Source organism: Streptomyces alboniger (genome assembly GCF_008704395.1).
Classification (GTDB): domain Bacteria; phylum Actinomycetota; class Actinomycetes; order Streptomycetales; family Streptomycetaceae; genus Streptomyces; species Streptomyces alboniger.
In genome coordinates, this window is the sequence record NZ_CP023695.1 from 1,541,561 (window position 1) to 1,567,531 (window position 25,971).

Genomic DNA, 25,971 nt, shown 5'->3' on the forward strand with positions numbered 1-25,971 from the left:
CCACGTCAAGGGCAGCCTAACCTTCGTTCTTCACCAACTCGTTTCACTATCGCCGGACTTCGCCCTTCACCTGGGACGTCCCCGCTTGGTAAAGAGCTGCTCAACTCACCTCGCGGGCGGCCGCACGGCCCGCGGTGCGCCCGGAGAAGAGGCAGCCGCCGAGGAAGGTCCCTTCGAGCGAGCGGTAGCCGTGCACTCCCCCGCCGCCGAAACCGGCGGCCTCCCCGGCCGCGTACACACCCGGAAGAGGGGCGCCGCCCTCGGTCAGAACGCGTGAGGAGAGGTCGGTCTCCAGGCCGCCGAGCGTCTTGCGGGTGAGGATGTTGAGACGTACGGCGATCAGTGGGCCCGCCTTGGGGTCGAGGATGCGGTGCGGCGTGGCGGTCCTGATGAGGCGGTCGCCGAGGAACTTGCGGGTGCCCCGGATGGCGGTGATCTGGAGGTCCTTGGTGAAGGGGTTGGCGATCTCGCGGTCGCGGGCGGCGAGGGTGCGGCGCAGCGCGGCCTCCTCGATGAGGGGTTCCTTGCTGAGCGCGTTCATCCCGCGCACCAGCGCGCCGAGGTCCTTCTCCACCACGAAGTCCACGCCGTGGTCCATGAACGCCTTGACGGGGCCCGGCACTTCGGAGCGCGCGCGGTCGATGACGCCGCGCACCGACTTCCCGGTCAGGTCGGGGTTCTGCTCGGAGCCGCTGAGCGTGAACTCCTTGCCGACGATGCGCTGGTTGAGCACGAACCAGGTGTAGTCGTAGCCGGTGCTCATGATGTGGTGCAGCGTGCCGAGGGTGTCGAAGCCGGGGAAGAGCGGCACGGGCAGGCGGTCGCCGCGCGCGTCCAGCCACAGGGACGAGGGGCCCGGCAGGATGCGGATGCCGTGCCGCTCCCAGATGGGGTTCCAGTTCTGGATGCCCTCGGTGTAGTGCCACATGCGGTCGCGGTTGATGAGGCGCGCTCCTGCGTTCTCGGCGATGCCGAGCATCTTGCCGTCCACGTGCGCGGGCACCCCGGAGATCATCTTCTCGGGCGGAGTGCCCAGCCGCTCGGGCCAGTTGGCGCGTACGAGGTCGTGGTTGCCGCCGATGCCGCCCGAGGTGACGATCACCGCTTGGGCGCGGAACTCGAACGTGCCCGCGACCTCCCGGCCGCTGGCCCTGCCGCGCTCGGCGTCCGACGGTTCGAGGACCTCGCCGGTGACGGTGTCGACGCTGCCCGCGCTGCGCGAGAGGCCGGTGACCCGGTGGCGGAACCTCAGCTGGACGAGGCCGCGCGCGACCCCGGCGCGCACCCGCCGCACGAACGGCGCGAGCAGTCCCGGGCCCGTCCCCCAGGTGATGTGGAAGCGCGGTACGGAGTTGCCGTGGCCCTGTGCGTCATAGCCGCCGCGCTCGGCCCAGCCGACGACGGGGAAGAAGCGGACGCCCTGGCCGTGCAGCCAGGACCGCTTCTCGCCGGCCGCGAAGTCGACGTACGCCTCGGCCCACTCACGCGGCCAGTGGTCCTCGGGGCGGTCGAAGGCGGCCGTGCCCATCCAGTCCTGGAGGGCCAGCGCGTGGGAGTCCTTGATCCGCATCCGCCGCTGCTCGGGCGAGTCCACGAGGAAGAGGCCGCCGAAGGACCAGTGCGCCTGTCCGCCGATGGACTGCTCGGGCTCCTGCTCGACGAGGATGACCCGGCGGCCCGCGTCGACGAGTTCCGCGGTCGCCGCGAGTCCGGCGAGCCCCGCCCCGATCACGATCACATCTGCGTCGTACGCCATGGGGGTCGTCCTCCTCGACAGGGGCCCGCGAAGTTACCGGTGGGTCAGATCCTGGGCAGCGGAGCGCCGCACGTCAACCGGCCGACGGACAGAGATTGCCGGGCGGGTGCTTGGATGGCCGGCATGACGGCACACACTCAGCCCCTGCCCGACCCCCGCGAGGAGATCCTGGCCATCGTCGACGAGCACGACGAGGTCGTCGGCGAGGCCCCGCGCGGTGAGGCGTACGCGCGCGGCCTGCGCCACCGCTGCGTGTTCATCCAGGCGCGCGACACCGAGGGCCGCGTCTTCGTGCACCGCCGCACCGCGACCAAGCTGGTCTTCCCCTCCCTGTACGACATGTTCGTGGGCGGTGTGGTCGGGGCGGGCGAGGCCTGCGACGATGCGGCGCTGCGTGAGGCCCAGGAGGAGCTGGGGGTCACGGAACTCCCCCGCCCGACGCCGCTGTTCAAGTTCCTCTACGACGACGGCGCGGGCCGCACCTGGTGGTCGTACGTCTACGAGGTGCGCTGCGACCCGCCGGTGAACCCGCAGGTCGAGGAGGTCGCCTGGCACACCTTCCTCACCGACGACGAGCTGGAGCACAAGCTCGACGAGTGGGAGTGGGTACCGGACGGGCTCGCCGCCCACCACGAACTGAGGGCCTTCCGCGCCGGCTGACCGGCACGGCTTATGGTGCGGCCGTGAGCAATTTCGTACAGGGTCTGAAGCTGTGGTTCACGCCCGCGCGCATCCGCGAGGAGGGTGACACCCCCGACTACCGCTTCTCGCTCGCCAACGAGCGCACCTTCCTGGCCTGGCTGCGCACCGCGCTCGCACTGATCGGCGGCGGCTTCGCCGTGGACCAGTTCCTGCCGGACCTGCGGTGGGGCTGGCGGATCGGGCTCGCGCTCGCGCTGCTCGCCGCGGGCGTCCTGTGCTCGCTGCGGGCGGTCAACCACTGGGTGCGCTGCGAACGGGCCATGCGGCGCGGCGAGGACCTGCCCGCGGGCCGTTTCCCGACGGTGCTCAGCCTGGTGGTCGCCGTGGTGGCGCTCGCCATGGTGGTGGTCGTGCTCTTCGGGTGGGAGGGGTGACGCGCCCGGAGGCGGAGCCGGTCCGCGATCCCGGGCTCCAGCCGGAGCGGACCCGGCTCGCGTGGCGGCGTACGACGCTGTCCTGCACGGTCGCGGCGGTCCTCGCCGCCCGCGCGGTCCTGCACGGCGGAGCCACCGTGTCCGGCCTACTGGTCTGCGCCCTGTGCCTGCTGCTCTGGCTCGGCTTCCTGGTGGTCGCGCACCGCAGGATGCTCGCGCTGACCGCCCGCAGGCCCCGGACGCTCGGCGCGGGGGCCGCGTGGACGGCGGCCGTGTGCACGCTGGCGCTCGCGGTGTGCGCGGCGGTGATGGCGGTCTGAGACAGGGTGCTCGTGCTGACTGCACGGCGTCGGCGTGCAGTCAGCACGACCGTGTCCGGTCGGCGCCCCCGTAGCCGTAGCTCGGTTCGGGGTCGTACGCCGTATCCGAAGTCCGCCGCGCATCCACGGAATTGCCTGGTGGGGGTGGTGTGGCGCGAGCCCTCCTCCGGTGGCAGTGGGTCCGTGGCGCGGACCGGGCAGGAGCCTGGGGGCGAGGAAAATCGATTGCTGGCCCTGCGATCAGGAACGTAACCTGAGGCCGCTCGTGGAGCTGTCCGCTCCGTTCCCGTATGTCACGAGGTGATGACCTATCTCCCAGGCCTGAGAACCGCTTGCCGTGAGGCTTGACCCCCTGCTCTGTGCAGCAGCGCGCGGTCGTCTCCGAGCAGCGGTCTGCCCTTCGGCCTGGGCGTTCCCGCACCCGAATGTTCCTGTCGCGCAGTAGGCGGGACGGGCATGCCTGGCCTGCCCCCCCCTTTCCCCCTTTCTGTCCGCCTGAACAGGAACTGCTTCGTGTCTGCTGACACCAAGACCCTCCCCTCCCGCTCGATCCTCTCCGGCAACCGTTCTCCCGGCGGTCGCACCGTCATGCTGGTCGTCGTCCTGGTCGCCGAGCTGATGAACGCCCTCGACGGCTCCGTGGTCTACACGGCGCTGCCCTCCATTCAGCACGACACCGGCGCATCGGGCGCCGCCGTGCAGTGGATCCACGCCGCCTACGCGCTGACCTTCGCCCTCGGTCTGATCACCGGCGGTCGGCTCGGCGATCTCTACGGCCGCAAGCGGCTCTTCCTCCTCGGCACCGGCGTGTTCACCGCCGCTTCGCTGCTCTGCGGCCTGGCCGGCACCCCCGCCCTGCTGATCGCCGCCCGTGTCGTCCAGGGCGGTGCCGCGGTGGTCATGGTGCCGCAGGTCCTCGCCACCTTGCACGTCAGCTTCGACGAAGGCTCCCGCGCCAAGGCGTTCGGCCTCTACGGCACCGTCATGTCGCTGGGCAGCGTCGCCGGACCGGTCCTGGGCGGCGTACTCACCGGCGCCGATGTCTTCGGCCTCGGCTGGCGCCCGATCTTCCTGATCAACCTGCCCATCGGCCTGGCGACCGTGCTGCTCGGCCTGCGGTACCTGCCCGAGTCCCGCGACCTCACCGCCCGGCGCCCGGACCTCACGGGCATGGCCCTGGCCGGTCTGGGCCTGCTGCTGGTCATGTACCCGCTCACCGTCGGCGGCGCGCACCAGTGGCCCGCCTGGAGCTTCCTCATGATGGGTGGGGGCATGCTGGCCTTGGCGGGCTTCGTGGTCCAGCAGCGGGCCAGGACCGCGCGGGGCCGTGATCCCCTGGTCGTCCTGGCGTTGTTCAGGAGCCGGACCTTCGCGGCGGGCCTGTCCGCGCAGCTCGTCTTCGGACTGCTGTCCGGTGTGTTCTTTCTGGCGTGGACCCTGTTCATGCAGGACGGGCTCGGGCTCTCCCCCCGCCGGGCGGCGGTAGGTTTCGTGGTGGCCTCGGTGGGCGAGATGGCCGGTGCCTGGCTGGCGATGAGTGCGGCCGGCGGGCGCGGCAGGCGTGCTCCCCAGGCCGGCGCCCTGCTGGCCGCGGCCGCCCTGGGCGGATACGTGTGGCTGATCCGTGATCAGGGCACCGTCCTGTCCCCGGCGTTGACGGTCCTGCCCCTGCTGCCGGTCGGCCTCGGTCTCGGCATGGTCGGAGCGGCGCTGGCCGACATGACGCTGCGCCAGGTCGACCACGACCACGCGGGCTCCGCGTCCGGGATCTTCAACACCTCGACCCAGCTCGGCATCGCCCTGGGCACGGCACTGACCGCCGTGGTGTTCTTCGCTCGCTTCCCGGCCGGCAGCCACGGCACCACCGTCACCGCGGCGTTCACCGGAGCCCTCTGGTACGTCATCGCCGCCCTGCTGGCGATGTGGGCCCTCATGCTCCTGCTGCCCAAGTGCCGGCCATGATCCGAGTGTTGATCGCCGATAGCCTGCGGCTGACGCGCGAAGCGCTCTCAGTCGTCCTCGCGTCCGAACCCGGCATGCACGTGGTGGCGCAGGTACCTCGTGGCGACGAGATCGTGCCGAACGCCCTGCGTGCCCGGCCGACCGTGGCGGTGCTCGACGCCGAGCTTCCCGGCCTGGACGGGACCACGGCCGCGGCACGGCTCAGAGCCGCTCTGCCCTCCTGCCGCATCGTCATCCTGACCACCTCGGAACGCGCCGGGGCCCTGAGAACCGCCCTGGAGGTGGGGGTCGAAGGGTTCATGAGCAAAGGCGTATCGGTCAAGGAACTGACCGACTCCGTCCGCAAGGTCGCCCGGGGCGAGCGCGTCCTCGATCCACGGCTCGTCGCCGACGCTCTGCACGCCCCCGAGAACCCGCTCAGCGAACGCGACACCGAAATCCTCCACCTGGCCGCCCGCGGTCACACGCCCCCGGAGATCGCCGGCATCCTCCACCTGTCCCCCGGGACGGTCCGCAACAATCTGGCCGCCATCAACCGCAAGGTCGGCGCACGCAACCGCATCGAGGCGATACGCACGGCGTCCGCCCGCGGCTGGATCTGACCTGACCGGCAGCCGACCGCGCCGCCGCGTGCAATCTGCACGAGAAGCCATGCGTTTCACCTTTGTGGCATCACCGCCACACCCCTGCCAGACCCCCATGACCACTGGTCAACGCGGTGGCAGCGAGAAAATGGACGTCCGGAACCGGTACCGGGGCCCGTCGTGGCCTTGGAAGAATCTGAACCCGGCCCGGCCTTCGAACGAGCCGTTGCCCACCCACGATCTGAGCGAGAAGGAGACTTCGTGTCCAGCCGGTGTGATGTATGCAGCAAGCAGCCCAGTTTCGGCAAGCGCGTGGCCCGATCCGGGTCCCGCGCCCAGAGCCGGCACGTCCGCGGGCGGTCGAGCCGCCGCTTCAACCCGAACATCCAGTCGGTCCGGGCCGTCAAGGACGGAACGCCCCTCCGCATGAACGTGTGCACCTCGTGCATCAAGGCGGGCAAGGTGTACCGTCGCGTCTCCGCGTAAGCGTGCGGGAGATCCGCGTAAGCATGCGGGAGAAACCGGCGCCCAGGCTCTTCGGCCGTATCCGCGCCGCGGTGCCTGGTGTCCGCCGCCCTCTGCCGAGGAACGAATTCCCTTGCCAGGACTGCGGGTTGCCGACCGCGCCCGTCGACGGCCCCGACGAGTGGTACACCGTACTCGACCCCGTATGGCAATGCGCCGGTGCCGCCGAGGACAGCGTCCTGTGCGTCGGCTGCCTCGAAAGCCGCCTGGGTCGCCGCCTTATGCACACCGACTTCATCCCGGCGGCACTCAACGACCCGGACTACGGCCATCACAGCCAGCGCTTGCTGAGTCGCCTGCGCCCCGCGACCGAGGACTGACAAGCGAGAGTATTGCGTTGCCGGGGCGTCGATTGTCCCTTTAGTCTGATAGTTCCGTCGGCGCCCGTCCGGGGCCCGACGCCGTGTTTCGAGGTGATGACGTATCTCCCAGGCCAAGTAAGCCGCCGCTCCTTCCGAGTCGCTTTCCGGTTGTCCGCGATGGCGGGCTGCCGAGGCGTACCTCGGCGGCGGTGCTCCCCGATGGCCTGGGTTCGTTGCACCCTGCTTTCCCCTGACGCGTCGCAGGCGCGCGGGGGCATGCCCGGGCCTGCCCCCGCCCCCATTCCTTCTGTACGCGAACAGGAACTTCCTCGTGTCGACCGACACCCACACCACCGGCCACCCACGCCCCACCGGGGCCGGCCGTGCCGCAACGATCACCCTGGTGGTGATCCTGATCGCCGAGCTGATGAACGCGCTCGACGGTTCCATCGTCCACACCGCACTGCCCTCCATCCAGGCCGACACCGGCGCTTCCAGCGCGGCGGTCCAGTGGATCCCCGCCGCCTATACGCTCACCTTCGCTCTCGCCCTGATCACCGGCGGGCGCCTGGGCGACCTCTTCGGGCGCAAGCGGGTCTTCATCGCCGGTACCGCCCTGTTCACCGTGGCCTCGCTGCTGTGCGGGATCGCGGCCGGCCCGGACTTCCTGGTCACCGCCCGGGCCTTGCAGGGCGCCGGAGCGGCGGTCATGGTGCCGCAGGTCATGGCCACCATCGCGGTCACCTTCGAGGGCGAGTCCCAGGCCAAGGCGTTCGGCATGTACGGCATGATCATGTCGCTCGGCGGCGTCCTCGGACCCGTCCTGGGAGCCGTTCTGACGGCCGCCGACATCGCCGGACTCGGCTGGCGGACGATCTTCCTGATCAATCTGCCGATCGGCGCGGCCACCGTGCTGTTCGCCCTCCGGTTCATTCCGGAGTCCCGTGATCAGCAGGCCAGGCGCCTGGACCCGCTGGGCATGCTGCTCTCCGCCGCCGGTCTGCTGCTGATCGCCTACCCGCTGACCGTGGGCGGCGAGCGGCACTGGCCCGCCTGGAGCTTTCTCATGATCGCCGCGGGCGTGGTCGTACTGGCCGTGTTCGTGGCCCAGCAGCGCGCCAGGACCGCGGCCGGCGGTTCGGCACTCGTAGCGCTGCCCCTCTTCAAGAGCAAGGCGTTCGCCGGCGGCCTCGCCGCCCAGCTGGTCTTCGGTCTGGTCTCCGGTGTGTTCCTGCTGACGTGGGTGCTGTTCATGCAGTCCGGACTCGGCCTCACGCCGGGACAATTCGCTCCGGCGTCCGTCGCCATCTCCGTCGGCGGCATGGCCGGTGCCATGCTCGCCTCCAAATGGGCGGGGCGGCACATGCGGCGTGTGCCGCAGGCCGGTGCGGTGCTGATCGCTCTCACGCTGGTGGGCTACCAGTTGCTGGTCTCCGCCCAGCAGACCGGGACGCCGTTTGTGGCCGCCGTCGCTCCGATGATCCTCGTCGGCGCCGGGTTCGGCATGGTCGGTGCGGGCCTTGCCGGTCTCACCCTCAGCCAGGTCGGGCACGAGGACGCCGGATCGGCGGCGGGACTGTTCAACACCGCCATGCAGCTCGGCACCGCACTCGGTATCGCGACGGCCTCCGTGGTGTTCTTCGACCGCGCCCCCGCGGGCAGCCACGGCACCACCGTGACCCACGCCTTCGCGGGCAGCGTCTGGTACGTCATCGCGGCCCTCGCGGTGATGTGGGCGCTGATGTTCCGGCTCCCCAAGCCGGTGAAGGCCGCCGCCTGATCCACCGCCGGGGCCCCGCACCACCGGGCGGGACCCCGGGTCACTCCGTCCAGTCGACCGTGACGACGACCTTTCCGCGGGTGCGGCCCTCCGCGTTGCGCCGGTGCGCGTCGGCGGCCCGCTCCAGCGGGAACGTCTCGTCCACGTGAACGGTCACCACGTCCTGCTCCACCAGCTCGGCAAGCCGCTTCAGGTCGGCGGCGTCGGGGCGTACGAAGCAGTAGTGGCCGCCCAGGCCGAGCACCCCGCCGTCCGCGATGGACGCCAGCCGGCCGCCCGGCGCGAGGAGTTCGGCGGAGGCCTTGAGGGTGTCGCCGCCGATGGTGTCGAACGCCGCGTCCACGCCCTCGGGGGCCAGGGCGCGGACCCGGTCCACCAGCCCCTCCCCGTAGGTCACCGGCTCGGCGCCCAGCTCGCGCAGGAAGTCGTGGTTGCGTTCGCCTGCCGTGCCGATGACGCGGGCGCCCGCGTGCCGGGCGAGCTGCACGGCGATGGAGCCGACCCCGCCGGCCGCCGCGTGCACGAGGACGACGTCGCCCTCCTTGACGTCCAGCGCCTTGGTGATCACCTGGTAGGCGGTGAGCCCGGCGAGCGGCAGGCCCGCGGCCTCCTCGAAGGTGAGGTTGCGGGGCTTGCGGGCGAGGGTGCGTACGGGCGCGGCGACGTACTCGGCGAAGGTGCCGCGCGAGAGGAAGTCCTCGCGTACGTACCCGATGACCTCGTCCCCTACGGCGAACTCGGGGACGGAGGGGCCCGGCTGGACCACCACCCCGGCGACGTCCCAGCCCGGGATCACGGGGAAGACCGGTTCGAGCACACCGTCGAGATAGCCCTCGCGGCACTTCCAGTCGACGGGGTTGACGGCCGCGGCCCGCACCTTCACGAGGACGGAGTCGGGGCCGACCTTGGGGTCGGGCACCTCGCCGTACTCAAGGACTTCGGGTCCGCCGTAGCCGCGGTAGCTGATCGCCTTCATGGGGTCGCTCTCATCCGGTCGCTGTCATCGGGGTGCCTTCACTGATCGCCCCCGGGTCACCGTCACGCAGGCCAGGAAACATCGACAAGACTGGCATATCGGAACTAAGGGGGCATCGGGGGCTAGCCTGAGAGAGTCAGCCTCCCCGGACGTCACAGAAGGTGCGCGCCATGACCACGCTCCACCACGAACACCCGGTGCACGACCACATCCACGGCCCGGCGTGCGGGCACCCCGAGGTGCCGCACGGCGACCACGTCGACTACGCGCACGACGGGCACATGCACCGCCTGCACTCCGACCACTACGACGAGTGCGAGCCGGCCGGGCACGTCGCCCACCAGAACCACGGCCACCGGCACGGCGACGGCTGCGGTCACCCGTCCGTCCCGCACGGCGACCACGTCGACTACCTCCACGACGGACACCGGCACGCGGAGCACGACGGACACTGGGACGACCACTGACCCCTGCGCCCTGGAGCTGAGGGGGTCTGGACGGCATACCGACTGGTCGGCATCATGGGGTGGCACGCCACCACCACGCCGATCAGGAGCGACAGATGAGCCCAGACCAGCCGCCGGGACTCGACCTCGACCAGTTGCGCGGCCACCTCGACCGTGAGCGGCCGGGCCTGGTCGGCGGGCCGCTCACGGCGCGGCTGATCGAGGGCGGCAGGTCCAATCTCACGTACGCCGTGACCGACGGCATCGCGCGCTGGGTCGTCCGGCGGCCCCCGCTGGGCCATGTGCTGGCCACCGCGCACGACATGAAGCGTGAGTACCGGGTCATCGAGGCCCTGCACCCCACGAACGTGCCCGTGCCCGCGCCCGTGCTGCTGGGCGAGGCCTTTGAGGACAACGCGGCGGCCGGGGCGCCGTTCTACGTCATGGAGTTCGTGGACGGCACCCCGTACCGCACCGCCGAAGAACTCGCGCCGCTCGGCCCCGCGCGCACCCGCGCCGCCGTCCTCGGTCTCGTCGACACGCTCGTCGATCTGCACGCCGTCGACCCCGCGGCGGTCGGGCTCGGCGACTTCGGGCGGCCCGAGGGCTTCCTCGACCGGCAGCTGCGCCGCTGGGGCAAGCAGCTGGACGCCTCCCGCAACCGCGACCTGGCCGGCATCGACGAACTCCACGCGGCGCTCGGCCGCAACCTGCCCGCCTCGCCCGCGCCGACCGTCATCCACGGCGACTACCGCCTGGACAACGTCCTGATCGGCGAGGACGACCGGATCAAGGCCATCCTCGACTGGGAGATGTCCACGCTCGGCGATCCGCTCACGGACCTCGGCCTGCTCGTGATGTACAGCGCGAAGCTGGAGGTACCCGACTCCCCCGTCAGCACCACGGCGGGCGCGCCGGGCCACCCGGACCCGGCCGAGCTGATCGAGCGGTACGCCGCGCGCTCGGGGCGTGATGTCTCCTCGGTGTCCTGGTACACCGCGTTCGCGTGGTTCAAGCTCGCCGTGATCCTGGAGGGCATCCACTACCGCTACACGCTCGGCCAGACGGTCGGCGCGGGCTTCGACCGGATCGGCGAGCTGGTGCCCGTGTTCATCGAGCACGGCCTGACCACCCTTCAGGAAGGCTGAGCGGACCATGGACTTCGCATTCGACGCGCGCACCGAGGAACTCCGCACCAAGCTGCTCGCGTTCATGGACGAGTACGTCTATCCGGCGGAGCCCGTCGCGCAGGCGCAGCGGGAGCGGCTGGCCTCACCCTGGGACACCCCGGCCGTGGTCGGCGAGTTGAAGGCCGAGGCCCGCCGCCAGGGCCTGTGGAACCTCTTCCTCCCCGACTCCGCGTACGGTGCCGGGCTGACGAACCTCCAGTACGCGCCGCTCGCCGAGATAACCGGCCGCTCCCCGCACCTGGCCCCCACCGCGCTGAACTGCGCGGCGCCCGACACCGGCAACATGGAGGTGCTCAGTCAGTTCGGCGACGAGCGCCAGCGCGAGCAGTGGCTGGAGCCGCTGCTCGCCGGTGAGATCCGTTCGGCGTTCGCGATGACCGAACCGGAGGTGGCCTCGTCCGACGCCACGAACATCACCACCCTCATCGAGCGGGACGGCGACGAGTACGTCATCACGGGCCGCAAGTGGTACATCTCAGGGGCGATGAACCCCGACTGCAAGATCTTCATCGTGATGGGCAAGACGGATCCGGAGGGGTCCGACATCCGCCGTCAGCAGTCGATGGTGCTGGTGCCGCGTGACACGCCGGGTGTCGAGGTGAAGCGCGCGATGCGGGTGTACGGCTACGAGGACCACTCCCACGGCGGGCACGCGGAGGTCATTTTCCACGGTGCGCGCGTCCCCGTCACGAACCTCATCGGCGAGGAGGGCGGCGGCTTCGCCATCGCGCAGGCGCGCCTCGGCCCCGGCCGGATCCACCACTGCATGCGGCTGATCGGCATGGCCGAGCGGGCCATCGAGCTGATGTGCGAGCGTGCGGTGTCGCGCACGGCGTTCGGGAAGCCGCTGGCCCAGCAGGGCGTCGTACAGGAGTGGATCGCGGACGCGCGCGTCGCCGTGGAGCAGCTGCGCCTTCTCGTCCTGAAGACGGCCTGGCTGATGGACACGGTCGGCAACCGCGGTGCCCACACCGAGATCCAGGCCATCAAGATCGCCACGCCGCGGGCGGTGGTGGACATCCTCGACCGGGCGGTGCAGCTGCACGGCGCGGGCGGGGTCAGCCAGGACTTTCCGCTGGCGGAGCTGTGGGCGGCGGCGCGGACGCTGAGACTGGCCGATGGGCCTGATGAGGTGCATCAGCGGTCGCTGGCGCGGCGGGAGCTGAAGCGGTACGCGTAGGCGCGGGTCGTGATTCTTCCGCGGGTGCGCTGTGGCTTGTCGCGCCCACGCGGCGGAGCCGCACATGCCAGCGCCCCGCGCCCCTTACGGGGCGCCCCTGAGGCCCGTCACGGCCGCAAGGCCCGCAGCAGCAGGTCCGCCAGGTGGTCCGCCACCTGTTGGGGCGTCAGGGGGCCCTCCGGGCTGTACCAGGTGGACAGGTGGTGGACCGAGCCGAAGTGGTAGTCCACCACCAGATCCGCCGGGGTCGCCGTGGAGAAGACGCCGGACTCCTGGCCCTCCTCGATCAGGGCCCGGAAGCGCTCGTGGTAGCGGCGGCGTTCCGCGCGCACCTGCTTGTTCTTCTCGGGGCCGAGGTGGTGCATGGAGCGGAAGAAGATCGAGGCGTCGTCGAGGTTGTCGATGGTGGTGACCACGACGTCCGCCGCGGCGTCGCGGACCCGCCGCTCGACCGGGGCGTCCGCGTCCGCGATGGCGTCGAGCCGCTCCTGCTGGACGCGGAGCATCCGGGCGTAGACCTCGTGCAGGAGGTCGTCCTTGGAGCCGAAGTAGTGGTAGAGCGCGCCCTTGGTGACGCCGGCCGCCTCCACGATCTCCTGCACCGAGGTGCGGTCGTAGCCGTGGTCGGCGAAGAGCCGGGTGGCGGCGGCCAGCAGCCGCTGCGGGACGGGCGTGCCGTCACCGTCCGTCGTCCTGGCCACTGCCGCCACCTGCCTTTCGTGTCACTGACTGTCCTGTGGACGGGAACGCAGCTCCCGCCGGAGGATCTTCCCACTTGTCGTCTTCGGCAGCTCCGCCAGGATCTCGACCTCGCGCGGGTACTTGTACGCCGCGAGCCGCTCCTCGCAGTACCCGGTCAGGTCCTCGGCGCGGGTGTCACTGCCGGGACGCAGGCTGACGTACGCCTTGACGCTCTCCCCGCGGTAGCTGTCGGGCACGCCGACGACGGCGGCCTCGCGCACGTCCGGGTGAGAGTAGAGGACGTCCTCGACCTCGCGCGGCCAGACCTTGAAGCCGGACGCGTTGATCATGTCCTTCTTGCGGTCGACGACGTAGAGCCAGCCGGCGGGGTCCATGAAGCCGATGTCGCCGGTGCGCAGTTCGCCGCCGGGGAAGGCCTCGGCGGTGGCGTCGGGGCGCTGCCAGTAGCCGGGGACGACCTGAGGTCCGGCGACGACGATCTCGCCGTGCTCCCCGAACGGGACCTCCCGGCCGGCCTCGTCCAGGATGCGCACGACCGTCTCGGGGCCCGGGACGCCGACGGCGAGCGTGCCGGAGGCGGGGTCGACCGGGGCCTCTTGTCCTGGCGGTACGGAGGCGCAGGGGGCGGTGCACTCGGTGAGGCCGTAGCCGTTGTGCAGATAGGGGCCGAAGGCCGCGCGGAACTTCTCCACGAGGGCCGGGGGCAGCGGCGCGCCGCCCGAGGAGATCAGCTTGAAGGAGTCGAAGTGGGCGCGGGTCACCGAGGGGTGCGCGGCGAGGGCCATGAAGGCCGTGGACGGGCCGACCGTGTACGCCGGGCGGTGTTCGGCGAAGGCGTCGAGGACCACGCCGGCCTCGAAGCGGTAGGCGAGCGCGAGCGTGCCCGCGTTGGTGACGCAAGCCCCGATCTGGGCGACCATGCCGGTGATGTGGAAGAGCGGCGCCATCGCGAAGTAGCAGGCGCCTTCCGGGATTCCGGCGCCGGAGCGCTGGCGTTCCGCGTTGTAGGTGATGTTGCCGTGGGTGTTCATGGCGCCCTTGGGGGTGCCGCTCGTGCCGGACGTGTAGCTGATGAGGGCCACGTCCGAGGGGCCGGGTTCGCGGTCGGCGGGCGCCGGGAGGCCCTGGCGCGCGACCGCCACCAGGTCGTCGGCGTCCGCGGCGACGGGCAGCCGCTCGAAGTCGAGGACCCGGGTGTCGCCCCGGGTCTGGAGGTCGAGCTGGCAGGCGGTGAGCACGACGCGTACCGGCGAGTCCGCCGCCGTAGCGCGCAGATACGCCTCCCAGGCGCGGTCCGCGCAGACCAGCGCGGTCACACCGGCGTCCGCGAGGACGTGGCTCACCTCCGCGGACTTGTACATGGGGTTGACGGGCACCACCGTCGCGCCCGCCTTCCAGGCGCCGAGGAGCGCGATCACGAAGTGCGGGGTGTTCTGAAGAATGATCGCGACGCGGTCGCCCCGCGCGACGCCGCGCGCGGCCAGGTACCCCGCGACGGAGTCACTGAGGGCGTCGGTCTCGCGGTAGCTCAGCCGCCCGTCGAAGTAGGCGAGGGCGGTGTGCTCGGGGGCCCTGGAGACGGCGGCGCGGAAGGCGTGGACCAGGGAGGGGGCGGGGGACACGGGCCTGCGCTGAGCTGCGTTGAGACGGGCGAGCCAGGGCTTGGCGGCGTAGAGGGAGCCGGTGCCGTCCGCGGTCTCGGGGCCGGGGGGAGCCTCGGGGGCGTGCGGGGTTTCAGGGGAGGGGTCCGTCACCGCTGTGTCGCCTCCCACTTGCGCTGGATGTGGTTCATGCCGGTCAGCCATTTTTCGGGGGTGGCCGCGCGGGCCTCGTAGTACGCGGCGACCTCGGGGTGCGGCAGGATCAGGAAGCGGTCCTCCGCCATGCCCGCGAAGAGCGCGGCGGCGACGTCCTCCGGTTCGATCGCGGTGGGCGTGAGCACGATGTCGCCCGCGGAGCCGGTGGCGGCGAGCATGTCGGTGCGCACGCCCTGCGGGCAGATCGCGTGGACCTTCAGGCCGCGGTGGCGGTAGGTCAGCGAGAGCCATTCGGCGAAGGCGTACGCGCCGTGCTTGGTGACGCTGTAGGGGGCGGCGCCGATCATGGTGAGCAGGCCGGCCGCGGAGACGGTGGAGACGAAGCGGCCGCCGCCGCGCTCCAGCCAGCCGGGCAGCAGGGCGTGGGCCGCGCGTACGTGCGCCATGACGTTGACGTCCCAGGCCGCGGCCCAGACCTCCTCGGGGGCGGCCTCGCTGCCGGCGGAGCCGAGGCCGGCGTTGGCGCAGTACACGTCGACGGTACCGCCGAGCACCTCGGTGGCCCGCGGCACGATTCCCGAGGCGTCTCCGGGGACGGCGATGCCGCCCACCTCGTCGGCGACGGCCTTCGCCTTGGCTCCGTCCAGGTCGTTGACGACGACGCGGGCGCCCTCGGCGGCGAAGCGGCGGGCGAGCGCGGCTCCGATTCCGCCCCCGGCGCCGGTGACGACAACTCCCTTGTCCTTCAGGCTCTCCACGAGCGGGCTCCTTCGACCTCGCGCTCGACCACGGCTCTCGCGGCCCGTCCCCCGCAGCAGACTAACCAGTCGGTATGTCGCGGCGAAAGGGGGTCGGGTGAGGTGTGGGGTGGGGTGGGGTGGGGCGATCCCCATCCCGGTCCGGGCGCCTGCCGGATGGCGGCACCGGACCGCCGTACGAGATCGTGCCCTTCGGGCCGCATCAGGCCATCGTCTCGGGTCGAGCCGGACGAGCGGCTTCAGGTCGACTCAAGTGAACCAGGAGGCACGACATGCCCCGCACGACACCGCGAAGAGTCCCGCTCCTGCTGGCCGCGGCGGCGGGGTGACGGCGCTCCTGGCCCCCGAGGCCGCGCGGGCGGCGCCCCGCCCGGCCGACCCGGTCGCGGCGATCGAGCGCGCGGCCCATCCCCTGCGGTCGACCGACCCCGGCGGCGGTACGAAGGACCCGCGGCCCCTGGGCAGAATGGTGGGCGACGCCTCTGTGGTGGGTCTGGGCGAGGCGACGCACGGCTCGCACGAGTTCTTCACCATGAAGGAGCGGGTGTTCCGCTACCTCGTGGAGGAGAAGGGCTTCGCCTCGTTCTCGCAGGAGGTCAGCTGGACGACCGGGCTCCGCTTCGACGCGTACGTGCGGGGCGGTAGGGGCGACGTCCGTGAACTCGTCCACCGCGAGCTGGCGAAGACGCCCTGGGACACCGAGGAGTACGTCCACCTGCTCCGCTGGATGCGCGCGTACAACGACAAGCACCCGGACCGTCAGGTGCGCTTCATGGGCAACCACCTCAACTACCCCGAACTCGGCCGCGAGCTGTTCGACGGGGTGGAGGGCTACGTCCGCGCGTACGAGCCCGACCTGCTGCCCAGGATCACCGCCCGCTACGCGCCGATGCGGCGCCTCGCGGACGGCGACACGTACATGGGCCGGCCTCCGGAGGAGCGGCGGGAGCTGGCGAAGAAGGCGCACGAGGCCTTCGACCTGTTGAAGGAGCGCCGACCCGCCTCTGGGGAGCGGCAGTTCACCTGGGCACTCCAGCACGCCCGGTCCCCGTCGCGGACCGCCACCATCTACGCCTTCACCCTGGACACCGCCGAGGGCAAGAAGCAGGCCATGCTGTACCGCGACCGCCTCATGGCGGCGAACACCGCGTGGTGGCAGCGGCACACCGGCGGCAAGGTGCTCCTTTCGGCCCACAACTCCCATGTCGCGTAAGAGAGTCACGATCGCGTGGAAGTCCTTCACGGTGGGCCCCGCGACGCGCGGCATGAACGAGCACACGCTCGACAAGGTGCGCCACGAGGACTACTTCGTGGACATGCGCTCCCTGCCGAAGCCGGCCCGCGCGTGACTGAGCGAGGCGCGGGTGACGCGCAGCATCGGCTCCGGCTGGCCGGACGGGCCGTACGAGTCCGTCTCGCGCCCTCGCACGACGTCCTCATCCATCTGCACCGCGTCACCGCGGCTCACCGGTCTCAATGAGCGAGACGAGCCGTCCCAGGTATTGACTGGCCTGTACATCCAACGTGAGAGTGCCGCTCGTGCACAGCGAAATCTCACCGGAGCAGACCCGGCAGGACGCCGGGCCCCAGCAGGACACGAGCCCCGAGAGCATGCGCCGCGTGGCCGTGGCCTCCTTCATCGGGACGGCCATCGAGTTCTACGACTTCTACATCTACGGCACGGCGGCCGCCCTCGTCCTGAACCAGGCGTTCTTCCCGACGCTCGATCCCGTCAACGCCACGCTCGCGTCGTTCTCCACGTACGCGGTGGCGTTCGCGGCGCGGCCCATCGGCTCGGTGATCTTCGGGCACTTCGGCGACCGGGTGGGCCGCAAGTCCGTCCTGGTGGCCTCGCTGCTCCTGATGGGCCTGTCCACCGCCCTCGTCGGGCTCCTGCCCGGCTACGGCACGTGGGGCGTCTGGGCCCCCGTCCTGCTGATCCTGCTGCGCTTCCTCCAGGGCATCGGGCTCGGCGGCGAGTGGGGCGGCGCGGCGCTGCTCGCCGTGGAGCACGCGCCGAAGAAGAAGCGCGGGATGTACGCGGCCTTCCCCCAACTCGGCCCGTCCGTGGGGTTCTTCGCGGCCACCGGTGTCTTCTGGCTGCTCTCCTCGGTGCTTTCCGACGACGCGTTCCGCACCTGGGGCTGGCGCGTGCCGTTCCTGCTCTCCTTCCTGCTCGTCGGCGTCGGCCTCTTCGTGCGGCTGCGGATCAGCGAGACGCCGGTCTTCGCGAAGGTCATGGAGGCGCAGGAGGCCAGCAAGGTCCCCACGCTCGACGTGCTCCGCCGCCATCCCCGCGAGCTGCTGCTCGGCGCGGGCGGCATGGTCGTTGCGTACGGCCTCTTCTACACCGCCACGACCTACTGCCTCGCCTACGCCACCGGCACCTTGCACATCTCCCGCAACACCATGCTGGGCCTGTCCCTCGTCGCGTGCCTCTTCCTCGCGGCCGGCACCTGGCTCGCCGCGACGCGCTCCGACGGCGACGGGCGGCGCAAGCTGGTGCTCGCGGGCGCCGGGCTCTCGGCAGTGTGGGGGCTCGTGCTCTTCCCGCTCCTGGACACCGGCCGGCCGGTACTCATCGCGCTGGCACTGGGCGGCGCGCTGTTCTGCATGGGAGTGGTCTACGGCCCGATGGGCGCCTACCTGCCGGAGCTGTTCGCCACGAACGTGCGGTACTCGGGCGCCTCGCTCGCCTACAACCTGGGCGGCGTGTTCGGCGGCGCGGTGTCGCCGCTGGTGGCGACCCGCCTCCAGTCGGCGTTCGGCTCCTCGTCGGTGGGCTGGTACGTGAGCGCGATGGCAGTCGTGTCCCTGGTGTGCGTCCTCGCGCTGCCCGAGACGCGGGAGCGCGAACTGACCTGACCCGCGCTGAGTATGGCCAGGTGGCCCGGGTGGCAGGACCATACCGGCGTGGAGCCCTACTGGGAACTGACCTTCGACGCCGACGGCGACGTCGACACCGCGCAGCGCGAACGGCTGCTGTCCGGCACGGAACGCGAGAGCGTCACGGATCTGCTGGTCTTCGCGCACGGCTGGAACAACGACAAGAAGGACGCCCGCAAGCTGTACCGGCGCTTCTTCGCCCCCTGCCCGCGCCTCGCCGCGGCCGAGGTGCGCCTCGGCTACGTCGGGGTGCTGTGGCCCGCCATCCGCTTCCCCGACGAGCCGATCCCCGACTTCGACCCCTCCGCCGCCACCGCCGCCGCGCCCGGACCGCCCGGCGCGCCCGTGCTCGACGCGGCCACCCGGCAGGCGCTCGACCGCGCCTTCCCCGGCCACGGCCCGACGATCGACCGGATCGCCGAACTGCTCGAAGAGCGCTCCGACGTCCCCTCGCGCGTCTACGAGTTCGGGCGGCTCGTCCGCGAGCTGGTCTCCCTGCGCGAGACGAGCCCGGCCCGCAACCTCGGCGAGGACACGGGGGCGGGCGAGCCGGCCATGCTCACCGACGACGCGGTCCAGGTCTGCGAGGTGCTGGCCGCGGCCCGCGCCGACACCGGGCAGCCCGAGCTGCTGGGGGACTTGCGCAAACGGGTGTGGAACGGCGCGCACGAACTGCTGCGGCAGGGCACCTACTTCGCGATGAAGCGCCGGGCGGGCGCGGTCGGCCAGCTGGGGCTCGGCCCCGCGATCGGCCTGCTCAGCGCTGACGTACCCAATGTCAGGGTGCACCTGATCGGGCACAGCTTCGGCGGCAGGCTCGTCTCGTACGCGCTGCGCGGCATGCCCGCGGACGTCCGCGCGGTGAAGTCGGTGACGCTGCTCCAAGGCGCCTTCTCCCACTACGCGTTCGCCGATCGGCTGCCGCACGACCGCTCGCGCGGCGGCGCCCTGCACGGCGTGCAGCGCCGGATCGACGGCCCCCTCGTGTCCTGCTACTCACGTCACGACGACGCCCTCGGGCGCCTCTACCCCCTGGCGTCGAAGCTGACCGGGGACTCCACGAGCTTCCTGAACCTGTGGGAGCGGTGGGGCGCCGTCGGGTACGACGGCATCCGGGCCGTGGACGGCACCAAGCGCATCAGGCTCGGCGAGGCGATACCGGCCAAGGGGTGCGTCAGCGTGGACGTGGCGTCGGTGGTGCGGCGCGGCGGCCCGCCCGCCGGCGCGCACAGCGATGTGTGCCATGAGGAGCTGGCACGTGCCGTGTTCGCCGCCGGGCGGATCGCGACGGCCTGAGCCGGGCGCCGCCTACCCCCGGCGGCGGGGGAACTCGACGACCTGCTGGTAGGTGGGGCGGTTCTGCCACTGGACCGGCTGGTGCGTGATGCCGCCGAGCGGGCGGTGGATGATCGCGTCCGCGCACCACTGGTCGCCCGCCGCGCACGCGGCGTCGCCGGGATAGACCGTGGTGGCGGGCTTGGCGACGGCCTGTGCGAGGGTGGTGAGCAGGGTGTCGCGGCAGGCGTCGAGCTTGCCGTCCCCGCAGTAGGTGTCGGCCAGCTCGCCCTTCACCGGCTGCCCGAGGACCTTCCGCAGGTCCTTGTCGGCGTAACCCCACCAGCCGTACTGGAAGGCCGATCCGGCGTGCGCCCCGGTGGGGCCGTGGCCCGCGGAGGGTGCCTCGTCGGTGCTCAGCTGCGCGGTCAGCGCCTCGTACAGCTCCTTGCCCATGCCCGGCTTGAACTGGGCCTCGATGAGCAGCGGCCACCAGGCGTCCATGACGCGTACGGCGTCGGGGTGGGCGTACGTCTTGGAGCCGGCGGCCGTCTGGTTGCGCTGCGCGCCCGCCTTGCGCCACGCCTCCAACTGCTTCACGGCCCTGGCGAGTCGCGGGTCGGTGACCGGCTTGCTCCGCACCACCTTCAGCAGCTCGGGCAGCACCTGCTCGCCGCGCAGGTCGGTGACGGCCGCCTCGGACATGGCCCGCGTGAGCGAGGCGCGGGTGACACCGCCTTCCTGCGTGAGCTTCCTGACCCGCCCGTCGAGCAGGTCGCCGCGGTGCACGGCGCTGACGCCGAAGCCGGCCGTACTGAAGTCCTTCGCCTGCTTGTTGTTCCAGGAGATGTAGTAGTCCTGGTTGACGGACTGAGGGTGCGCGGCGGGCGGGGTCTGCGCCGAGGTGTTGTCCTCGGGGTCGAAGTCCTGCCATTCGTACGCCCGTTGGCCCTTGACGGGCAGGGCGGGGTCGATGCCGTCGGCGCGTTCGGGGTTGGCTCCGCTGTTGTAGTACGCGATGTCGCGCGCGTCGGCGTAGAACCAGTTGAAGGCGTAGCTGATGTGCCGCGCCGCCTTCTTGAAGCTCGCGGCGTCCTTGACGTACGCGGGGTCGTTCAGCATCTGGAAGCCGATGATGGAGTCGGCCTCGTGGCGGTAGGTGGAGCGCAGCGAGACATAGGCGACCGGCGTGGAACCGACGCTCGCGCGGTGCGTGACGACGCCGTACTTGGTGCGGAAGACCTGCATTCGGTAGGAGCCGGCGGCCGTGGAGTCGGCGAGGGTCGGCTTCCAGGCGTTCTTGCGCTCCAGCTTCTCCATGGGGGTGCAGGTGCCCCGGTAGAGGTAGCCGGTGGACTGCTTGGTGGGGGTGCCGCCGCCCGGCTCGCACAGCTCGACTGCGTACGTGTCCGTGATGTCCTGCCCGGCGGAGGTCGCCGACCAGGCGTAGTCCTGGCCGCGCCCCAGCTGGACGTACATCCCGACCCCCGCGAAGGAGACGCCGCGGGCGCTGATGCCGGGGCCCTGGAGTTCCTGCTGCATGAGGAGCTGGGGTGCGAAGTAGCCGGTCTGGGGGCCGAAGACGGCGACCGGGTTTCCGCTCGCGGTGTGCTTGCCGGAGACGAGCAGGGCGTTCGACATGCCCTTCTTTCGGCCACCCGGCCGGAAGAGGTCGGCGGGCAGGACGCCCCTGTCGTACACGCCCTGGAGCGGCTTGAGCTTCTCGGGTGCCCGGACCGGATCCTTGGCGCCGGACCTGGCGCCGCCTTCACGGTCGTACACGAGCTGCTCGGGTTCGACCGAGCCGGGGTCGGGCAGCGCGGTGCCGCGCGCCTTCTCCGGTTTTCCGGCGTACGGGAAGCTCGTGCCGTCGTGAATGGTCTGGACGGCCTCGGGGTCGTTGCGGGCGCGGAAGGACTCCCAGACCTTCGTGCCCTTCTCGACGCCGTACTTCTCCTGGGCCTTCAGGAGCGAGAGCGCGGACTCGACCTCTCCGCCGCCGCCGTTGCCGAAGAGCCCGCCGACGACCGAGGCCAGCGCGATCATGTCGGTGACCTTGAAGGGCTCGATCTCGCCGATGTTGGTGATCGCGTCGATCTTGCCGGTGAGGACGTACTCGCCGGGGAAGTAGCGGCCGTTCTTCGCCTTCACGCGGTAGGCGTTGAGCCCGTCGATGTAGGCCTGCGCGTCCTCCATGGCCTGCCTGCCGCGCTCGCCCCGCGTCGCCTTGATGTACTCGACCTGCTTCTCCAGATCCTTCTCGGTGTACGGGGCCTGCGGCCAGAACTGCTGCTCAAGGCCTTGGTTGGCGGGCGCACCGCCCGCGAACGAGGTCAGCTGCCCGCGTCCGATGTGCCGGAAGAGGTCGATGAGCCAGAGCCGGTCCTGCCCGGCGGCGAAGCCCGCGCCGAACTCGGTGCCGTAGCGCGTGGTGCCCTTGATGTGCGGGATGCCGTACTTCTTGTCGCGCGTGATCGTCACGTCGTCGCGCGGCTTGGTGACGGAGGCGACCTGACCGTCGCGCACCCCGAAGGAGGCGTCGCCGAAGAACTCGGCGATGCGGTCGTCGGTGAGGGAGGGGTAGCCGGAGGAGAGGGCGTCGTAGGGGCCCAACTGGTCGTCGGCGTGGGCGGGTCGGGTGCCGAGGAGCCGGTGGGCGAGTATCTCGGCGAGCGTCGCGTTGCCATGGGCTCCGGGCGGCAGGACGTCCGCGCACTGCCCCTCGCAGTAGTCGGCGCCCTCATCGGCGGCGGGCCTCTCGGCCGCGGGCTCCCGCGGCGCCGCCCCCGCACCCGGCAGGGGTGCCGTCAGGGAGGCGCCGAGCGCCAGCGCCGCTCCCGCCGTGAGCATTCTGAGTCTGACGATGCGTCGTCGCATGGCTGCTCCTCCGGGTCGTGCGGAAGGCCGATGCGGCGGAGGTTACTGGTGGGTTGACGAACTCGAAAGATGAACAACCTTCGCCTTTTCGGAATCACCACAACGCGCCCCCTTCCTGGGCGCATCAGACCTGCTCGGGCGGGCAGGCGGAAAGCGGTCGCCTCGAAAGGGAGCCGATTCGCGTGTCGATACGTCTACTCGACGACGTCGTTTCGACTTCGGCTCGACAGCGGCGCCGGCAGATAAACGGAACACGGGGTACCAGTACGAAGGACGTGTGACGGAGGTGCAGGGCGATGGCCGGATTCCGGAGTCTCGCGAGACAGGTGCGTGATCCGCAGAGCGATCTGGCGCTGCGGCGCTACTCGCTGCGCAAGTGCCTGGAGAGGTTCGCCCCCTATGGGCACCGGGCGACCTGGGACCATCTGTGTTCCCGGGCGGGCTTCGGGCCCGAGGACAGGTCACCCGATCCGGCGCGGCTGGTGGCCGCGCTGGAGGAACTGGAGGCGGCGCGGGCGGTCTGGCTCGCCTACGAGGCGGACTTCGCGGAGCGCCGCCGCAAGGAGAAGCACGACGGGCTCAGGCGCCCCGGCAGCGAGGACGACTGGCACCGCCGCACCTGGGGCGGCTGCGGGGTCGCCTGGTGCGACGACCCCGGCGTCCACCCCCGCGCCCCCCTCGCCGAGGTGCTGCGCCGCCTGATCGCGGCACTGGAGAGGGAGCCGGGCACGTCCTGCCCGGTCTGCGGCGACACCTCCCTGGTGTGGAAGCGCGGCCTGGCGCACGCGCCGTCCTCGGGGGCGGTGTGCACGGGCTGCGGCATCGTCGTGCCCGCCCCCGTCCTCACCCAGGACGCGGTGGCCCGCGCGCGGGCACGGCGGCTGCGGCCGCTGGTGTCGGCGTGAGGGAGGGGCTCGGCGGTCAGGGTGTCATCACGCCCGTGTGAATGGCGAGTTTGAACTGGGCGTGCGTGAGCGGCGTGGCGAGTCGTACGTCTCCCACGCCGCGCGCCGTGACCTTCAGTCCGACGGGTGTGTCGGGGTGGACGAACATCTGCCAGACGTACGACCGGAACTGACTGCCCCTGGTGGGCGCGGAGTCGGTGGTGGCCGTCGAGTCGTAGCCGGTGGTGAGGCCCAGCGGGTCGCGGACGAAGCGGAAGCGGTACTCGGCCGGTCGGCTGTCCGGCTGCCAGAAGACCAGCGCGGAGAGCACGCCCCAGCCGTCGTGGCTGGGCCAGATCAACCCCGAGCGGTCGTGCGGGAACTGGGCGGGGGCGGTGCCGCCCTTCGCCGGGTCGTGCATGCGCCACGGGTCGTACGACTCCGCCTCCGCCCCGTACGGAAAGCGCACGAGGTGATAGCCGTCGCTGTCGTACCTGATGGCCTGCGGCCCGTGCTGTGCGGCGTCCCACTTCAACGAGCAGATGGCTACCGACATCGGCCCTCCCCCATGAGTGACGTGGCGTGGTGCCTCTGTTCTCTCTTGTACTACGCCTCGGCCGGCCGCACTACGCCTTGGAGCGGCGCTCCACCATCAGGCGGGAGCCGGTGAGGCGTTCACCGAAGACGTCGTCGGGGTTGGAGAGCACGCACGTCTCCAGGGAGAGGCAGCCGCAGCCGATGCAGTCCGTGAGGTGGTCGCGCAGGCGGCCCAACTGCTTGATGCGCTCGTCCAGTTCCTCCCGCCAGTGCTCCGAGAGGTGCGCCCAGTCCTCTCGGTTGGGCGTGCGCTCCTCGGGCAGCGAGTCGAGGGCCTCCCGGATCGTGGCGAGCGGGATGCCGACGCGCTGGGAGGCGCGGATGAAGGCGACGCGGCGCAGCGTGTCCCGGCAGTAGCGGCGCTGGTTGCCCGAGGTGCGGCGGCTGGTGATGAGGCCCTTGGACTCGTAGAAGTGCAGGGCGGAGACGGCGGCGCCGCTACGGGCCGACAGCTGGCCGACCGTGAGTTCGTGGACCTTCTCTGGAATCTGGGGCACCCCTCGAACCCTAATGGCTGGTCCGTTGACACGCGTCGGCACACCCAGCATGCTGAGCAAGCGCTTAGTCTGCGCGTGACGCATACGTCTAGGAGGCCAGGGACATGGCGGAGCCGAGGATCTTCACGTCGGCCGGGGAACTGCGTGCCGGAGTCGGCGAACAGCTGGGACACAGCGACTGGCTGGAGATCGACCAGAAGCGGATCGACCTCTTCGCCGAGGCCACGGGCGACCACCAGTGGATCCACGTGGACGCGGAGAAGGCGGCCGACGGGCCCTTCGGCACGACCATCGCGCACGGCTATCTGACCCTGTCGCTGCTGCCGAGCCTGGTGCCGCAGATCATGCGCGTCGAAGGCATGCGGATGGGCATCAACTACGGCACCAACAAGGTCCGTTTCCCCTCCCCCGTGCCGGTCGGCTCGCGGCTGCGGGCCACCGCCGTGCTCACCGACGTGACGCCCACGAAGGACGGCGGCGTACAGGTGACGGCCCAGGTGACCGTGGAGCGCGAGGGCGCCGACAAGCCCGCGTGCGTGGCGGAGTCGGTGTCGCGCTACTACTTCTGAGGCCCCTACCGCTTCTGAACTCCTGCGGGGCGGGCGCCCACCATCCGCAGGACGAGGTCGGCGTAGAGCGCGCCGACCTCGTCGGGCGTCCGGTGCCCGGCCGCGTTGAACCAGCGGGCCACGTCGATGCAGAGGGAGAGCACGGCGAGTGTCGTGCCCGGCACGTCCGGGACGTCGAACTCGCCCGCCCGCACACCGTCGTTGATGATGCCCCTGACCGCCGCGTCCGACTCGCGGCGCAGCGCGACGATCTCCGTACGGTGCTCCTCGCCGAGCGCGTCCAGCTCGTACTGCACCACGCGCGCGGTGGTGTGGTGCGCGGCGTGCCAGCCGACGAAGGAGCGCACGGCCGCCGCCAGCCGGTCGGCCGCGCTGCCCTCGCCGTCCGCCGCGGTGCGCAGGATGGTGAGGGCCTTGTCGTGGCCGATCCTGCTGATGCGGTGGAGCAGCTCTTCCTTGGTCTTGTAGTGGATGTAGAGCGCGGCGGGGCTCATCCCCGCGCGGCCCGCGATGTCGCGGGTGGTCGTCGCGTGGTAGCCGCGCTCGGCGAAGGCCTCGACGGCGGCGATCAGCAGCCGCCTTGCCGCGTCAGGGCTGACCTCGCCCCACGGCTGCTCCTCGACGCCGGTCTCCTCCGCCGCACCCATGCCCACTCCTGCCCACTCCATCGCCTTTCGGGAGAGTCACCATACCCCTGATGGTGAGCAAGCGCTTAGGGGGCCGGATCAGACCTTGGTGAACGGGTCGTGCTCGGCGAGCAGCTTGTCGACGCGGGCCTGGTCGACCCTGCTGACGATCTGCTCCACCTCCTGGCGGTCCCTGACCACCTTGGCGAGCGTGAACGCGGAGGTCGTCAGGTACAGCACCGAGATGGCCAGGAAGGCCCGCACCCAGGCGGAGGCGTCGAGGTACCCGATGCCGACGGACACCGCGGCCAGGGCGATGGCGAAGGACGCCACGGCCTGGCCGTAGAAGGCCGTGGTGCTCTGCTTCTTGATGAGCGGCTCAGTCATGGACGACAGCTTCGGCGAGCGCGCCCCCCGGCACATCCGCTCAGCTACTCATGCGGGTG

The 25,971-nt window shown here is 71.2% G+C and carries 27 protein-coding genes; 17 read left to right on the forward strand and 10 right to left on the reverse strand.

Annotated elements, in window-relative coordinates:
* Positions 1-100 precede the first annotated feature (100 nt).
* Positions 101-1,756: an FAD-binding dehydrogenase gene (locus CP975_RS06670; protein ID WP_055534803.1), complete on the reverse strand. Its 1,656-nt coding sequence runs from the start codon at positions 1,754-1,756 to the stop codon at positions 101-103.
* 123 nt (positions 1,757-1,879) lie between these two features.
* Between CP975_RS06670 and CP975_RS06675 the strand changes: the two genes are divergently transcribed.
* The 8 genes from CP975_RS06675 (at position 1,880) to CP975_RS06710 (ending at position 8,305) form a co-directional block, all read left to right on the forward strand.
* A complete protein-coding gene (locus CP975_RS06675; protein ID WP_150476665.1) occupies positions 1,880-2,416 on the forward strand; it encodes an NUDIX hydrolase in 537 nt (178 codons plus the stop codon).
* A 23-nt stretch (positions 2,417-2,439) separates the two neighbouring features.
* Entirely contained in the window at positions 2,440-2,832 is a 393-nt protein-coding gene (locus CP975_RS06680) for a YidH family protein (RefSeq protein WP_055534807.1), read from the forward strand.
* Positions 2,829-3,152: a DUF202 domain-containing protein gene (locus CP975_RS06685; RefSeq protein WP_055534809.1), complete on the forward strand. Its 324-nt coding sequence runs from the start codon at positions 2,829-2,831 to the stop codon at positions 3,150-3,152. Before CP975_RS06680 ends, CP975_RS06685 begins: the two co-directional genes overlap by 4 nt.
* A gap of 513 nt (positions 3,153-3,665) precedes the next feature.
* A complete protein-coding gene (locus CP975_RS06690; protein ID WP_199783163.1) occupies positions 3,666-5,114 on the forward strand; it encodes an MFS transporter in 1,449 nt (482 codons plus the stop codon).
* A 5-nt stretch (positions 5,115-5,119) separates the two neighbouring features.
* Entirely contained in the window at positions 5,120-5,716 is a 597-nt protein-coding gene (locus CP975_RS06695; RefSeq protein WP_425474309.1) for a response regulator transcription factor, read from the forward strand.
* A gap of 243 nt (positions 5,717-5,959) precedes the next feature.
* The gene (gene rpmB / locus CP975_RS06700; RefSeq protein ID WP_055534811.1) at positions 5,960-6,184 is read left to right on the forward strand and encodes a 50S ribosomal protein L28; all 225 of its coding nucleotides are present in this window, start codon (positions 5,960-5,962) and stop codon (positions 6,182-6,184) included.
* Between the two features lie 128 nt (positions 6,185-6,312).
* On the forward strand, positions 6,313-6,543 hold the full coding sequence (locus tag CP975_RS06705; protein ID WP_055534813.1) for a hypothetical protein: 231 nt from the start codon (positions 6,313-6,315) through the stop codon (positions 6,541-6,543).
* 313 nt (positions 6,544-6,856) lie between these two features.
* Positions 6,857-8,305, forward strand: coding sequence for an MFS transporter (locus CP975_RS06710; protein WP_199783164.1), 1,449 nt, complete (start codon positions 6,857-6,859; stop codon positions 8,303-8,305).
* Between the two features lie 40 nt (positions 8,306-8,345).
* Here the strand turns inward: CP975_RS06710 and CP975_RS06715 are convergent, their stop codons facing one another.
* Complete coding sequence (locus CP975_RS06715; protein WP_055534815.1) at positions 8,346-9,281, reverse strand: NADP-dependent oxidoreductase; 936 nt, start codon at positions 9,279-9,281, stop codon at positions 8,346-8,348.
* 170 nt (positions 9,282-9,451) lie between these two features.
* Here CP975_RS06715 and CP975_RS06720 point away from each other — a divergent pair, with 170 nt between their 5' ends.
* From CP975_RS06720 to CP975_RS06730, 3 genes are all read left to right on the forward strand, one after another.
* Positions 9,452-9,748 (forward strand): hypothetical protein, encoded by a 297-nt coding sequence (locus CP975_RS06720; RefSeq protein WP_055534817.1) that lies wholly within the window; start codon positions 9,452-9,454, stop codon positions 9,746-9,748.
* A 95-nt stretch (positions 9,749-9,843) separates the two neighbouring features.
* Positions 9,844-10,875 (forward strand): phosphotransferase family protein, encoded by a 1,032-nt coding sequence (locus CP975_RS06725; protein WP_055534819.1) that lies wholly within the window; start codon positions 9,844-9,846, stop codon positions 10,873-10,875.
* Between the two features lie 7 nt (positions 10,876-10,882).
* Positions 10,883-12,097, forward strand: a complete 1,215-nt coding sequence (locus tag CP975_RS06730) for an acyl-CoA dehydrogenase family protein (protein WP_055534821.1) — start codon at positions 10,883-10,885, stop codon at positions 12,095-12,097.
* A gap of 107 nt (positions 12,098-12,204) precedes the next feature.
* On the opposite strand, the gene CP975_RS06735 is transcribed toward CP975_RS06730, so the two are convergent.
* From CP975_RS06735 to CP975_RS06745, 3 genes are read right to left on the reverse strand one after another with little or no spacing between them, the layout of a single operon-like run.
* Positions 12,205-12,798, reverse strand: coding sequence for a TetR/AcrR family transcriptional regulator (locus tag CP975_RS06735; protein ID WP_030778890.1), 594 nt, complete (start codon positions 12,796-12,798; stop codon positions 12,205-12,207).
* Between the two features lie 21 nt (positions 12,799-12,819).
* Positions 12,820-14,604, reverse strand: a complete 1,785-nt coding sequence (locus CP975_RS06740) for a class I adenylate-forming enzyme family protein (RefSeq protein WP_246201415.1) — start codon at positions 14,602-14,604, stop codon at positions 12,820-12,822.
* On the reverse strand, positions 14,550-15,305 hold the full coding sequence (locus tag CP975_RS06745; RefSeq protein WP_425474310.1) for an SDR family oxidoreductase: 756 nt from the start codon (positions 15,303-15,305) through the stop codon (positions 14,550-14,552). Before CP975_RS06745 ends, CP975_RS06740 begins: the two co-directional genes overlap by 55 nt.
* A gap of 262 nt (positions 15,306-15,567) precedes the next feature.
* On the opposite strand from CP975_RS06745, the gene CP975_RS06750 reads away from it, so the two are divergent.
* The 4 genes from CP975_RS06750 to CP975_RS06760 all read left to right on the forward strand — a co-directional run bounded on the left by CP975_RS06750 (position 15,568) and on the right by CP975_RS06760 (position 19,496).
* A complete protein-coding gene (locus tag CP975_RS06750) occupies positions 15,568-16,527 on the forward strand; it encodes an erythromycin esterase family protein (RefSeq protein WP_208835541.1) in 960 nt (319 codons plus the stop codon).
* Entirely contained in the window at positions 16,517-16,663 is a 147-nt protein-coding gene (locus tag CP975_RS35370; RefSeq protein WP_199783085.1) for a hypothetical protein, read from the forward strand. The genes CP975_RS06750 and CP975_RS35370 overlap by 11 nt, the downstream gene beginning before the upstream one ends.
* A 262-nt stretch (positions 16,664-16,925) precedes the next feature.
* Positions 16,926-18,179 (forward strand): MFS transporter, encoded by a 1,254-nt coding sequence (locus CP975_RS06755; RefSeq protein ID WP_055532659.1) that lies wholly within the window; start codon positions 16,926-16,928, stop codon positions 18,177-18,179.
* Between the two features lie 12 nt (positions 18,180-18,191).
* Positions 18,192-19,496: a hypothetical protein gene (locus CP975_RS06760; protein ID WP_055532653.1), complete on the forward strand. Its 1,305-nt coding sequence runs from the start codon at positions 18,192-18,194 to the stop codon at positions 19,494-19,496.
* Between the two features lie 12 nt (positions 19,497-19,508).
* On the opposite strand, the gene CP975_RS06765 is transcribed toward CP975_RS06760, so the two are convergent.
* Positions 19,509-22,352, reverse strand: a complete 2,844-nt coding sequence (locus tag CP975_RS06765) for a penicillin acylase family protein (RefSeq protein ID WP_055532651.1) — start codon at positions 22,350-22,352, stop codon at positions 19,509-19,511.
* Positions 22,353-22,648: 296 nt separating this feature from the next.
* On the opposite strand from CP975_RS06765, the gene CP975_RS06770 reads away from it, so the two are divergent.
* On the forward strand, positions 22,649-23,257 hold the full coding sequence (locus CP975_RS06770; protein WP_055532649.1) for a hypothetical protein: 609 nt from the start codon (positions 22,649-22,651) through the stop codon (positions 23,255-23,257).
* Positions 23,258-23,273: 16 nt separating this feature from the next.
* Here CP975_RS06770 and CP975_RS06775 read toward each other — a convergent pair whose 3' ends face one another.
* Both CP975_RS06775 and soxR read right to left on the reverse strand, forming a co-directional pair.
* Positions 23,274-23,792 carry a hypothetical protein gene (locus CP975_RS06775; RefSeq protein WP_055532647.1) on the reverse strand — a complete coding sequence of 173 codons (519 nt, stop codon included), beginning with the start codon at positions 23,790-23,792 and terminating at the stop codon, positions 23,274-23,276.
* A 70-nt stretch (positions 23,793-23,862) separates the two neighbouring features.
* Entirely contained in the window at positions 23,863-24,330 is a 468-nt protein-coding gene (soxR, locus tag CP975_RS06780; RefSeq protein WP_055532645.1) for a redox-sensitive transcriptional activator SoxR, read from the reverse strand.
* Between the two features lie 104 nt (positions 24,331-24,434).
* Between soxR and CP975_RS06785 the strand changes: the two genes are divergently transcribed.
* Entirely contained in the window at positions 24,435-24,899 is a 465-nt protein-coding gene (locus CP975_RS06785) for a MaoC family dehydratase (protein ID WP_055532643.1), read from the forward strand.
* A gap of 5 nt (positions 24,900-24,904) precedes the next feature.
* Here the strand turns inward: CP975_RS06785 and CP975_RS06790 are convergent, their stop codons facing one another.
* Together CP975_RS06790 and CP975_RS06795 are read right to left on the reverse strand one after the other, a co-directional pair.
* Positions 24,905-25,546, reverse strand: a complete 642-nt coding sequence (locus CP975_RS06790) for a TetR/AcrR family transcriptional regulator (RefSeq protein ID WP_055532641.1) — start codon at positions 25,544-25,546, stop codon at positions 24,905-24,907.
* Between the two features lie 78 nt (positions 25,547-25,624).
* Entirely contained in the window at positions 25,625-25,912 is a 288-nt protein-coding gene (locus CP975_RS06795; RefSeq protein WP_030778917.1) for a YiaA/YiaB family inner membrane protein, read from the reverse strand.
* Positions 25,913-25,971 lie beyond the last annotated feature (59 nt).